The sequence below is a fragment of the Lacrimispora xylanisolvens genome, from assembly GCF_002934545.1.
Taxonomy (GTDB): Bacteria; Bacillota; Clostridia; order Lachnospirales; family Lachnospiraceae; genus Lacrimispora; species Lacrimispora xylanisolvens.
Map to the genome: position 1 here is coordinate 205,181 of NZ_PTJA01000003.1, position 12,737 is coordinate 217,917.

A 12,737-nucleotide genomic window follows, 5' to 3' on the forward strand; every position below is an offset into this window, starting at 1 on the left:
CTTATGAATGAAGTAAATGACATAAACTTAAACAAGAAAATTAAAGAAGAGGTGACGGACTACTGGTCCTCACGCGCAGAGATATTTAATGAACTAAAAATACAGGAGCTGAATTCTGATATGCGGGGGCGATGGCTGAAGGAGCTTCGAACCTATCTTCCTGCTAAAAAAGGTCTTAAAATACTGGATATTGGTACAGGAACAGGTTTTTTCTGCTTTTTACTTGGGGCAGAAGGCCACGATCTGACGGGGATTGATCTCACTGAGAAAATGATCCTGGAAGCAAGAAAATCATCGTCCATTTTAGGGATACCTGCTGAATTTTATGTGATGGATGCAGAGATGCCGGATTTTCCGGATAACAGCTTCGATGCGATTGTCACCCGCAATGTAGCATGGACATTGCCGGATCTTAAAAAAGCTTACGAGAAATGGCATGATCTTTTAAAAGAGGATGGCGTACTCATTAATTTTGACGGAGATTACAGCAGAGAGAATGAACAACAAAAACTTCCGGAAAATCATGCACATTCAAAGATTACACAGGAACAGTGGAGTGCATATGAACATTTAAAAACGGAGCTGCGTCCCATCTCAAATCCAAGACCTGCATGGGATGTTCAGCTTTTGAAATCTGCCGGATTTAAGGAGATCAGGCTGGATGAACAGGTGGGAGACAGAATTTACAGTGAGATCAACCAATTCTATAATCCTACCCCTATTTTCACAATAGCAGCTAGAAAATAATAACAGATTACGTTACTCCGGATGTTTCTCCTCCATACATGCTTGACCTGCCGATGTTGTTGAATTAATATGGTTTTAATTGTATAATATGACTAAGCATGTCAGGAAGCAGGAGGATAAGATGTTCAGCCCAATTAAAAACACGAAGGTTTATGAACAGGTAATGGATCAGATCAGGGAAATGATTGACAACGGAGTTTTGAAAAAAGGAGACAAGCTTCCTTCTGAGAGAGATTTAGTTGAAGAATTACAGGTGAGCAGAGCATCAATCCGGGAAGCTCTTCGGGCGTTGGAAGTCATTGGATTAATCGAATGCAGGCAGGGAGAAGGAAATTTTATTAAATCAAGCTTTCAGGATAATTTGTTTGAGCCTTTATCTATCATGTATACACTGGAAGGAACCAATCCGGAAGACATCCTGGAATTAAGAAAGATTATGGAAGTTGAGGCTTCCGGTCTGGCTGCAAAGAGAATAACGGATGAACAATTAGGCGAATTAAAAGAGATCATGGAGCGGTTTGAACACTGTACAGATGAAAAAATGAATGCAATGATCGATAAAGAGCTGCATTATAAGATTGCAGAGTACTCAGGAAATGTGTTGATTTTTAACATTCTAAGAACCGTTTCACATCTGGTAGATGATTTCATTAAAGATACCAGAAAATTAATCATAGCAGACCAGGAAAAGAAAAAAGCACTACTGTTACAACATAAGGAAATCTATCTGGCCATTGAAATGCACAGCTCTGTTGCAGCACGTAAAGCGATGCGTCAGCATCTTGATTACACCAACAAGTATATTAAAATGATCTGATGATAAGGAGAAAAAATATGTTGGAACTATACAAAGCCATTGCAGACTGCGATCCCAATAAAAGAAATATGGTTGCGACAGTGATCGATGGAGAAGCATTGGGGCAGAAGGCATTATTTTCTGATGGGCTGCTAATCTGTGAGACGAAAGGGTCCGGTTATTTTTCTGGGCATGCTGAAACAGTATGGAACGTGGCAAGTGATAAAGATCAATGCAAAAAAGGGTTGATTACTCTTGATGGCAGGCGCATTTACTGTGACTGGCTGGGCCAGGACATTCATCTGGTGATATGCGGTGCAGGTCATGTGTCAATTCCGGTAATACAGATTGGCCTCATGATGGGGTGTGAAGTCACCGTGCTTGAAGACCGCCCCCAATTTGCAGACAACGCAAGGCGGGCAGGAGCGACAACGGTTATTTGTGAATCATTTGAGCAGGGTCTGAGTCAGGTGGAGGGCAGCAGCAATACGTATTTTGTTATTGTGACAAGAGGCCACCGCTATGATCAGACGTGTCTGGAACTGATCGCCGGGAAAAAACATGCCTATATTGGAATGATTGGAAGCCGGGCACGGGTGGCAAAGGTAAAAGAGACCGCATTGTTAAATGGTTGCGATAAGTCGGTTCTTGATCAGTTATACAGTCCCATAGGCCTGAGTATCAATGCGGAAACACCGGTTGAAATCGGAGTTGCTATTATGGCAGAGATCATTGAAGTGAAAAACAAGAAGATGCGTTCCAGCGGATATTCCAAAGATATTTTGCATGCCATTTTGAAGCCGGAAGAAAAAACAGGACGAAACGTTCTGGTTACCATTGTGGCAAGAAAGGGGTCAGCTCCCCGGGAGGTTGGCACAAAGATGCTGGTAACGCCGGAGGGAAGGTGTATTGGAACCATTGGCGGCGGTTGCATGGAGTCAGAGGTTCTTCAGATCGCATTCCAGATGCTTCGAAGTGACAGTGAGAAATCCCAGCTTTTCCATGTGGATATGACCGGAACAGATGCAGAAGAGGAAGGCATGGTGTGCGGCGGGGTTATTGATGTATTGCTTGAGGTTATATGAATCTGATGGTACAAGGTCAGAACGGCTTAAAATCAAAATGATGAGCCGCTCTGACCTTTTTATTTTGATATTTTTACTATAATTCTTGAAAATGTATAGATGTTTTTTTAATATTGTGATATTATGGCAGTAAGTGGTCAGACCATTATACCAATAAAGCGATACAAATCCATATTACGTTTGTATGATTTGCCACACTATATTTAATACATAGAAAGAGAGGGATAGGAATGGATATTCTAGTCTGTATCAAGCAGGTTCCGGATACATCAAAAGTTGAAGTAGATCCGGTAACTGGTGTTTTAAAAAGAGATGGTGTAGATTCAAAAATGAACCCCTATGACTTGTATGCGTTGGAAACCGCACTGAGAATGAAAGAGCAGCAGGGCGGAGTGGTAAAGGTGATCACCATGGGACCGCCTCAGGCGAAAGAGGTTATTAAAGAAGCATATATGATGGGAGCAGACGACGGAGCCTTAATAACGGACAGAAAGTTTGCAGGAGCAGATGTACTTGCCACCTCTTACACCATTTCCCAGGGCGTAAGAAAAATGGGGGATTTTGACCTTATCTTATGCGGAAAGCAGACAACAGATGGTGATACCGCTCAGGTAGGACCAGAGATGGGGGAATATCTTGGTATCCCCCATATTACCAACGTTCTAAAGATTGTAGAAATAAAAGAAAAATCAATCATAGTAGAAATGGATATGCCGGACACCATTGAAGTCGCCGAAATCCAGTTTCCATGTTTAATCACCGTCGAGAAAGATATTTTTCAGCCAAGACTGCCATCTTACAAGAAAAAGTTAGAGGCAAAAGACAAGGAAATCAAAATCCTGACCATCAATGATTTTGAAGATAAAGATGAGATGAAATATGGGTTAAATGGTTCCCCCACACAGGTAGAGAGAATATTCCCCCCGTCCGTCAACAATGACAGAGAGATATGGACCGGAACCGGCGATAAACTCAGCTTACAAATGGCATCAAAACTGAAAGAGTTAAAATTCATATAAAGAAGGGCGGGGATTTTATGGGCAAGTTGATATGTAACCAGGAGAATGTGAATGAGTCAAATATCGAAGAATTATTAAAAGTCTGTCCTTTTGGAGCAATTGAATACACGGACGGAAAAGTACAGGTGAATGCAGGCTGTAAGATGTGTAAGATATGTGTGAAAAAGGGTCCCGCAGGGGTAATGGAATTTGTTGAAACAGAGACAAAAAAAGTTGATAAGAGCCTGTGGAGAGGAATTGCCGTTTATGTTGATCATGTAGAAGGAACCATTCATCCAGTGACAATGGAGCTGATCGGAAAAGCCAGAGAGCTCGCCTCAGTTGTTAAATTTCCAGTGTATTGCGTTTTTATTGGTCACAATATAAAAAAGAAAGCAGAGGAGCTGCTGCATTACGGTGTGGATGAAGTCTTTGTATACGATAACAAAGAATTAAAGGATTTCAGAATCGAAACTTACACGGCAGCCATGGAAGACTTTATAAATAAAGTGAAACCATCTTCCATACTGGTGGGTGCCACCACCACAGGAAGATCTCTTGCTCCCAGAGTAGCTACCAGATTCAGAACCGGATTAACGGCAGACTGCACCATACTTGAGATGAAGGAAAATACAGATCTTGTTCAGATCAGACCGGCCTTTGGCGGCAATATTATGGCTCAGATTATATGCCCCAATACAAGACCCCAGATGGCAACGGTAAGATATAAGATTATGAATGCACCAGAAAGACAGAGGGATCCAAAAGGAACAATAACGGTATGTGAACTGGAACCGGAAAAATTAAAATCTCAGATAGAGGTTTTAAAGGTTACAAAGAAAAAAGTAGAAGAAAATATTTCTGATGCAGAGGTAATCGTTGCAGTAGGCAGAGCCATAAAATCAGAAAAAGACATGGCTATGGTGCAGGATCTGGCAGATCTGCTTCATGCCCAGATTGCTGGAACAAGACCTCTTGTGGAGGCAGGGCTGATTCCGGCAAAGAAGCAGATTGGCCTTTCCGGGAGAACGGTGAAGCCAAAACTGATTATTGCCCTGGGAATATCCGGTGCCGTTCAGTTTGTGGCAGGAATGAATCACTCAGATCGTATTTTTGCTATCAATAAAGATGAAAACGCTTCGATCTTTCATACAGCACATTATGGAATCGTAGGAGATATTTATGAAATCGTTCCACAGCTTGTGAAAGAATTAAAGTGTACAGGAGCGTAGTTAACAATTTTTACATAGAATGCGGGTCCATTTGCTGATAGAAAAATTACGAATCAAGGAGGGAATAAATGTGATGGATTATAAAAAAATTGATACCGGAGACGTGGAATATCTGGTGACTCTGCTAGGCAGGGACAGAGTATTTACTGATGAAGAAATTAATGATGACTTCAGTCATGATGAAATGGGCGGAATAAGCCGGAAGCCAGATGTACTGGTGGATGTTCTTACGACAGAAGAAGTATCAAAGATTATGAAATATGCCTATGACCATAGAATTCCTGTTGTAGCCAGAGGATCAGGTACTGGTTTAGTGGGAGCATCCGTTCCGGTTTACGGCGGAATTATGATCAATATGTCTAAAATGAACCGGATACTGGAGCTAGATGAAGAAAATCTCACCCTGACTCTGGAACCGGGAGTCTTATTAATGGAGATCAGTGAATTTGTTGAAGAACATGATTTGTTTTATCCGCCAGATCCAGGTGAAAAATCAGCGACAATTGCTGGTAACATCAATACCAACGCAGGAGGCATGAGAGCGGTTAAATATGGAGTTACCAGAGATTACGTAAGAGGGCTGGAGGTTGTTCTTCCAAACGGGGAAATCCTTGAAATCGGTGGTAAGGTGGTAAAAAACTCCTCTGGCTATAGTATAAAGGACTTAATATGTGGCTCAGAAGGAACCCTTGGAATCGTAACAAAGGCCATTTTAAAACTGCTTCCCCTGCCTAAAAAGGCAATATCCCTGTTAATTCCATTTCCCAGCCTGGATATGGCAATCAGTACGGTTCCGGAAATCGTGAAATCAAAAGCTGCTCCCACTGCCATAGAATTTATGCAGAGAGAAGTAATTCTGGCAGCTGAGGAATACTTAGGAAAGAAATTTCCTGACAATTCTTCGGATGCATATCTCTTACTGACATTTGACGGAAATAACAGGGAGGAAATCGAACGGGCATATGAAAAAGTAGCGGATATCTGCCTGAAGGAAGGTGCCTGCGATGTATTTATTGTTGATACAGATGAGAGAAAGGACTCTGTGTGGTCTGCAAGAGGAGCATTTCTGGAAGCTGTGAAAGCATCAACCACAGATATGGATGAATGTGACGTAGTAGTTCCCAGAAATAAAGTTGCCCAGTTTATTAAATATACCCACGAACTTCAAGACAGATTTCAAGTAAGAATCAGAAGTTTTGGTCATGCAGGAGATGGGAATCTTCATGTATATGTATTAAAGGATGAGCTTTCAGAGGAAGCCTGGAAAAAGAAACTTTCAGAAGTATTTGAAGCCATGTACAGTAAATCAAGGGAGCTAAGCGGCCTGGTATCGGGAGAACATGGAATTGGTTTTGCCAAGAAAGCATATATGCTGGAACAATACAGTCAGGAGTATGTGGAACTGATGAAAAATATAAAACTGGCATTTGATTCCAGAAATATTTTAAACCCAGGGAAGATTTTTCAGTAAATCAATCTGGTAAAAAGATCGTGAGGGAATCTTATGGCCAAAATAAAAATACCATATTCAAATAGACTTTTAGAGGTTGAAATTCCAGATCAAAATCTGGTTGGAATATTAGAATCAAAAGCCCATACTTATCACGCCAGCGGCAGTCAGGAGGAGATTGTAAACAAAGCTCTGGATCACCCAATCGGAAGTGCCACCTTAGAAGAACTGGTTCAGGGCAGGAAAAACATGGTGATTATAACCAGCGATCACACAAGACCGGTGCCAAGTAAAGTGACAATGCCCATCCTTCTTAAACGGATCAGAAAAGCCAATCCGGATATTGACATTAAAATATTAATTGCTACCGGATTTCACAGACCCGATACGACGGAAGAACTAATTCATAAGTTCGGACAGGAAATAGCAGACCATGAAGTGATCATCAATCATTTATCAGAAGATGAAAACAGCGTAGTGAGAGTGGGAACTCTGCCTTCCGGCGGAGAACTTTGGCTTAACAAGCTGGCAATGGAAACGGAGTTATTGATTTCCGAAGGATTTATAGAGCCTCATTTTTTTGCGGGATTTTCCGGAGGAAGAAAGAGTGTACTTCCAGGCGTGGCATCGGCAAAAACCGTAATGGCAAACCATTGCTCCGAATTTATAGCAAGCGAATACGCCAGGACGGGAGTCATTTATAACAATCCCATTCATAAGGATATGCTTTATGCAGCCAGACAGGCAAAGCTTGCATTTATACTGAATGTTGTCATTGACAGTGAAAAAAATATTATTAATGCTTTTGCAGGAGACAGCGAACAGGCGCACGCAGAAGGCTGTAAATTTGTTATGGATCTGGCTTCCGTCAAGGCTGTAAAAGCAGATATCGCCATAACCTCCAATGGAGGATATCCTCTTGACCAGAATGTATATCAGTCTGTGAAAGGAATGACGGCAGCAGAAGCTGTGTGCAAAGAGGGCGGAGTTATTATTATGGTCTCTGCCTGCAATGACGGGCATGGAGGGAAGTCCTTTTATGAAAACATGGCAAATGCAAAGAGTCCGGAAGAAGTTCTTAACCGTGTCATGAAAACCGGAAGAAATGAAACAATACCCGATCAATGGGAGTTCCAGATACTTGCACGGATACTTAAAAAGCATACAGTCATTCTGGTTTCCGATCTATGTGATCCGGAAATGATTAAAAAAATGCATATGCAGCATGCATATACATTTGAGGAAGCACTTAAGAGGGCTTTCGAAATAAAAGGGTCAGATGCTGACATAACAGTCATACCCGATGGGGTGGGAGTAGTAGTGAAATGAATCAGGGAAAGGAGTTCTTTTTAGAGAGCTCCTTTCCTGTTTTGCGTTTATAATAATTATGTAGTTACTGTTCCTGCTGAATTGACGAAACCGGGATATTACAGTACTTCTCCATCACAGCTGCGTACCTGCCCCAATCAAAATCGTTATAAAAATGTTTATTATCTACGATTTTGAAATTGCTGTACCCGTAAGTAGTAGTCCATGAAAGCTCGTCAGGCGGCGGATTGCTGAGTGCCAACTCGCTGAATATTTCCTCTCCGGTTAATAAATCCACAATGCGTATTTTTAAACTCATAAGATACACAGCAAAATTTCTGCTGCCAGTGTAAGTGGAATAATACTTCCCATCTGTGTATTCTTCATAAACTGCAAAACGGGCATCCGCAGGATTGATTACAGGAACCAGAGCATCGGACTCTCTTGCATATGCATAAGCGCCATACACAGAGTCATTTAAGTTATACTTATCAATCAAATCCCCGTGGGCAGAATTATCCATGATACGAATATATCCTCCATCCCACGAGCCTGCAGGTGGAAACTCCTTCATCAGCTGCTCTGCCTCGTCCAATGAAAAAACGTGGACCGGACTATCGGCGTAATATATATACCGGAACTTTTCAGGGTCGATGGCTTGCATAAATCGATTCTGAATGTCATCGTCTGCGTTTTGAAAGGCGGTTTTAATATCATTTGAGAGGTAAGTCAGAAAATCCGGATTTATTTTTTCTAATAAACCGGGGCTTGTTATTTCGTAATAAAACCAGATGCCCTCGCTTGTCGCCGGATCGTACAAGTCTTCCCCCAGAATGTTTTTCCCGCATTCAGCCAGAACCTCCTTAAGCCCTGTGTGCTCCTCTGGAATATCAGAGTCCGGCAAAAGCAACATAAGCCACATCACCTCTTCATCGCTGAACCACACCGTTTCTGATTTCGTATTATACTGATGGTCACGCGGCCAATCGTTATAATATGGATTGTCGGACGCAGCTTTGGATCGCAGCCCTTCTGCAATAAAGTCAAAGTTTCCAAGCTTAGTTAGCAGTTCCACATTTTTACGGGTATCTCTGTAAGAAAAATCATGATCTGACAGATAGTATTTCCATAGATCTCTTAAATTCTGTTCCATGGAATTTTTCTCTTTCAGCAACTTAAAGTCTTGATTATAGCCGACTTCGTGAAGAGAATGAACCAATCGGGAATAATCATCCCCACGTTTTTGCAGTTCCACTTCGCTTAGTGACGGTTCACAACTTGATAATAGTATGGAAATAGTAATTGCAAATAATAAAAATATCATCCTTCGTTTCATCTCATATCCCCTGTATTATATAAAATTTTCGCGCCTGTCATTAAAAATGTATTCTGACACTTAAAGGTCTATTATATCATAATGATTGCTATTATCAAATAATTAATAAAAAGTTTATTTGCATTGGGAACGGATGTTCTATATACTGGTAGCATATAAAATCATTGGTATTTGATTTTATATTTTTGGTATATTATAGTCAGATGGTAATTATAAAGAAATGAGAGGAGAGAATCATATGGCTGGATTATGCAATGAGAATCTTATATATAACAATTTAATCAATGGGCAGTGGACAGAATCTGCATCAGGAGACGTCATCACCATTACATCACCTGCGGACGGTTCTTTCGTAGGTAAGATACAGGCAATCAGTAAGGAAGAGGTAGATGAAATTGTCCGGTATTCCAAAGCCGGTCAATCCCAGTGGGCTGCTGTACCCATATACGAAAAAGCAGCGATCCTTTATAAGGCAGCAGCGCTCCTGGAAGAACGGACAGAAGAAATATCAGATATCCTCATGATGGAGATCGCAAAAGATAAGAAATCTTCCGTATCAGAAGTCAAACGAACTGTGGATTTTTTACGTTTTACTGCAGATGCAGGGAAAAGTCTGGAAGGTATTGCAGTGAGTGGTGAGAATTTTCCAGGGGGCTCACGAAATAAGATGTCCTATATAAAGAGAATTCCCCTTGGTACCGTATTGGCAATATCCCCCTTTAACTATCCAATTAATTTATCGGCCTCTAAGATAGCACCGGCACTTATGGGAGGCAACGCGGTCATATTGAAACCGGCAACACAGGGCGCCATCAGTGCACTTCACCTTGTAAAGGCATTGCAGGATGCGGGACTTCCGGCAGGGGTGATACAGACGGTAACCGGAAAAGGAAGTGAGATCGGCGATTACATTGTAACCCACCAGGGAATTGATTTTATTAATTTTACAGGCAGCACGGAGGTGGGCAGGCACATATCCCAAATTTCTTGTATGACGCCCCTGCTTCTGGAACTTGGCGGCAAGGATGCGGCTCTTGTACTGGAAGATGCAGATTTGGAGTATGCGGCAGATAATATAGTGGAAGGCGCATTTTCCTATTCCGGACAGCGCTGTACAGCGGTGAAACGAATTATTACTACAGATGAAGTAGCAGACCAGTTAGTCACCATGCTGAAGTCAAGAATTGAAAAATTATCCGTAGGAGATCCCAGAAAATCTGCGGTTGTTACACCCTTAATTGATCAGAAAGCTGCGGATTTTGCGGTATTTTTAACTCAGGATGCCATCGACAAAGGGGCTGAACTGATTGTGGGTAATAAACGAGAGGGGAACCTGGTTTATCCTACCTTGTTAGATAAGGTGACAGTGGATATGGAGATTGCGTGGAAAGAACCATTTTCGCCCATTCTGCCGATTATCCGGGTAAAGAATATGGATGAAGCAGTGGAAATCGCCAACCGTTCCGAGTATGGTTTACAATCTTCTGTATTTACAAAAGACATCAATAAGGCATTTCTCATTGCTGAGAAATTAGAAGTGGGAACAGTACAGATTAATAACAAGACAGAACGAGGACCAGATCATTTTCCGTTCCTGGGAGTAAAGGCTTCCGGTATGGGAACGCAGGGGGTAAGATATTCCATAGAAGCCATGACAAGACCAAAAGCAGTTACGATTAATATCACACAATAATTCCAAAATACTGCAGCCTGCCCGATTCAAACGGGCAGGCTGCAATTTTATGTCTGATAAGAACCGGATCAGCTTTCATCGTTTTGAATGCTGTCGGCCTTGGTTGGATGTACGGTGCCCCATTCGTAGTGAGGAGGAGCATAAACAGAAGTCATTCTAAGGGGCTGGTTTCCAATATTAACAATATTATGCCAGATGCCTGCAGGAACAAAAATGCTGTAATTGTCAAATACCAGATATTGGGAATCCATGGAAAGCTTTGAAGTTCCAAGCTGAACCAGACCCAGGCCTTCCTCCACTCTCAAAAACTGGTCAAGATCGGAATGGACTTCCAGCCCCACGACCCCTTTCACCGGTATGTTCATCAGTGTGACCTGAAGATGGTCTCCGGTCCACAATGTAGTGCGAAAATTGTCATTTTGTCTGGCTGCTTTCTGCATGTCAATAATAAATGGATTTGGACCGAAATCTGAGGGAAATTCCGGCAGATTCGTCATTTCAGAATCGAATTCGGTTTTGTCATTTTCAAACATAGCATCATTCACCGATTTAATCGTTTCTATTATTATATGAGCTGTAAAATATGAGTGATACCGTTTTTGGTGATATTTGGAAAAAATATGACTTAATAAACGAACCTTTGTAATCAGACCAGTAAACCTTTTGACAAAATACGCCATTATATGATATTGTTGTATAATACAAAAGGTAATAATCATTATTAATTACAGGAGGCTTTATTCTATGGCGGGTACAAAAGTTGTTATAGTTGATGATTCTCCCTTCTCTATCGCGTTTATCAAAGGAATTCTTGTTAGAAACGGTCTTGAAGTAGTTGGAGAAGCAGGGACACTGGAAGAAGTAAAACAGGTGATACAGGAAACAAAGCCTCAGCTTGTGACGATGGACATGACACTGCCTGGAACCGATGGATTGGAGTGCACCCGTGCAATTCATGAAATTGACAGAAACATTAAAGTTATTGTTATCAGTTCCATGATGGATGATGAAATTGTGAAAGAAGCAAAAGAAAACAAGGTTTCAGCTTATGTACAGAAACCAATTGATGAAGAGGAGCTGATGACTGCGGTAAACCGTGTCATGTCATCGGAAGAGCTGTTTCGCTTTTTATCAAGTGAGTATATTAAGATTTTTAAAGAAGCACTTCTTGACGGAACAAACAAACTTACAAAGTCGCTGATCCAGTATAAGGACGAACATGTCTGCAGCCAGGAATTCCAGTCAGAAGGTCTGGCAGTAATCGTAGGTATCATCGGTAAATTTTCCGGAAGAATGCTGATTGATGTAAAGATGGAGACAGCTTATAAGCTGACAGCTTCCATTATGAAAAGAGAGGCTTCGGGCATTGATGAGGTACTTGCAGTACTTGGGGAGTTTACCAACATTGTATCCGGGAATGCCTGTTCTATCATTAACAGAATGAATAAGGCCTATGGACTCCGGGTGGCACCACCCACAATCATGCATGGGGAAAGTATCCATATTACTGCTCCTGGATATACAACAACAAACATACTGGCAGATTCCGATTTTGGAGAAATTTTGTTAAATATAGGTTTTCAAAGGGGTGATGATCAGTGGATGTAAAATACATAAATCCTTTTATTGAAGCATTTCTTTCTGTTATGCCGCAGCTGGGATTTGAAAAAGTTGAAAAAACCAATTTAAGCCTGAAGGATTGCAATCTGACTTATACAGGAGTCATTATGACAGTTGGTATTGTAGGCGAGATAAAAGGAAATGTTGTCTATTATCTGGATCTGGAAAGCGCAAAAAAAGTAGCATCTACGATGATGATGGGGATGCCAGTGAATGATTTTAATGAAATGGCGCAGAGCGCAATTTCAGAACTGGCCAATATGCTGACTGCCAATGCAGCTACATTTTTTTCCAACATTGGTATTACGGTAGATATCTCAACTCCTACGCTGCTTTATGGTGATCAGGTTTCTGTGAAGATGAATTCCAATCAGATTCTTTGTATTCAGCTTCTGGCAGACGATATTCCGATTGATATTAATATTGCATTTTCATAAAGTAATTGAAAAGACCTGTGAATGAGGAATCACAG

12 protein-coding genes are annotated in these 12,737 nt (G+C 41.3%); 10 read left to right on the forward strand and 2 right to left on the reverse strand.

The window, feature by feature from the left end; genetic code table 11:
- Positions 1-3 precede the first annotated feature (3 nt).
- From BXY41_RS06630 to larA, 7 genes are all read left to right on the forward strand, one after another.
- On the forward strand, positions 4-747 hold the full coding sequence (locus BXY41_RS06630) for a class I SAM-dependent methyltransferase (RefSeq protein ID WP_104436040.1): 744 nt from the start codon (positions 4-6) through the stop codon (positions 745-747).
- A gap of 121 nt (positions 748-868) precedes the next feature.
- Positions 869-1,564: a FadR/GntR family transcriptional regulator gene (locus BXY41_RS06635; RefSeq protein WP_104436041.1), complete on the forward strand. Its 696-nt coding sequence runs from the start codon at positions 869-871 to the stop codon at positions 1,562-1,564.
- Between the two features lie 17 nt (positions 1,565-1,581).
- Entirely contained in the window at positions 1,582-2,628 is a 1,047-nt protein-coding gene (locus BXY41_RS06640) for an XdhC/CoxI family protein (RefSeq protein ID WP_104436042.1), read from the forward strand.
- Between the two features lie 230 nt (positions 2,629-2,858).
- Positions 2,859-3,647, forward strand: coding sequence for an electron transfer flavoprotein subunit beta/FixA family protein (locus BXY41_RS06645; RefSeq protein ID WP_104436043.1), 789 nt, complete (start codon positions 2,859-2,861; stop codon positions 3,645-3,647).
- A gap of 17 nt (positions 3,648-3,664) precedes the next feature.
- On the forward strand, positions 3,665-4,858 hold the full coding sequence (locus tag BXY41_RS06650) for an electron transfer flavoprotein subunit alpha (RefSeq protein WP_104436044.1): 1,194 nt from the start codon (positions 3,665-3,667) through the stop codon (positions 4,856-4,858).
- Positions 4,859-4,931: 73 nt separating this feature from the next.
- Positions 4,932-6,329 (forward strand): FAD-binding oxidoreductase, encoded by a 1,398-nt coding sequence (locus BXY41_RS06655; RefSeq protein WP_104436309.1) that lies wholly within the window; start codon positions 4,932-4,934, stop codon positions 6,327-6,329.
- Positions 6,330-6,362: 33 nt separating this feature from the next.
- A complete protein-coding gene (larA, locus tag BXY41_RS06660) occupies positions 6,363-7,637 on the forward strand; it encodes a nickel-dependent lactate racemase (RefSeq protein ID WP_104436045.1) in 1,275 nt (424 codons plus the stop codon).
- A gap of 64 nt (positions 7,638-7,701) precedes the next feature.
- On the opposite strand, the gene BXY41_RS06665 is transcribed toward larA, so the two are convergent.
- Complete coding sequence (locus tag BXY41_RS06665; protein WP_104436046.1) at positions 7,702-8,952, reverse strand: hypothetical protein; 1,251 nt, start codon at positions 8,950-8,952, stop codon at positions 7,702-7,704.
- 238 nt (positions 8,953-9,190) lie between these two features.
- Between BXY41_RS06665 and BXY41_RS06670 the strand changes: the two genes are divergently transcribed.
- Positions 9,191-10,645 carry an NADP-dependent glyceraldehyde-3-phosphate dehydrogenase gene (locus tag BXY41_RS06670; protein WP_104436047.1) on the forward strand — a complete coding sequence of 485 codons (1,455 nt, stop codon included), beginning with the start codon at positions 9,191-9,193 and terminating at the stop codon, positions 10,643-10,645.
- A gap of 68 nt (positions 10,646-10,713) precedes the next feature.
- Here BXY41_RS06670 and BXY41_RS06675 read toward each other — a convergent pair whose 3' ends face one another.
- Positions 10,714-11,178, reverse strand: coding sequence for a cupin domain-containing protein (locus BXY41_RS06675; RefSeq protein WP_242980077.1), 465 nt, complete (start codon positions 11,176-11,178; stop codon positions 10,714-10,716).
- Between the two features lie 211 nt (positions 11,179-11,389).
- Between BXY41_RS06675 and BXY41_RS06680 the strand changes: the two genes are divergently transcribed.
- Both BXY41_RS06680 and BXY41_RS06685 read left to right on the forward strand, forming a co-directional pair.
- A complete protein-coding gene (locus tag BXY41_RS06680) occupies positions 11,390-12,253 on the forward strand; it encodes a response regulator (protein WP_104436048.1) in 864 nt (287 codons plus the stop codon).
- Positions 12,244-12,702 carry a chemotaxis protein CheX gene (locus BXY41_RS06685; RefSeq protein ID WP_104436049.1) on the forward strand — a complete coding sequence of 153 codons (459 nt, stop codon included), beginning with the start codon at positions 12,244-12,246 and terminating at the stop codon, positions 12,700-12,702. Before BXY41_RS06680 ends, BXY41_RS06685 begins: the two co-directional genes overlap by 10 nt.
- The last annotated feature ends 35 nt before the right edge of the window (positions 12,703-12,737 follow it).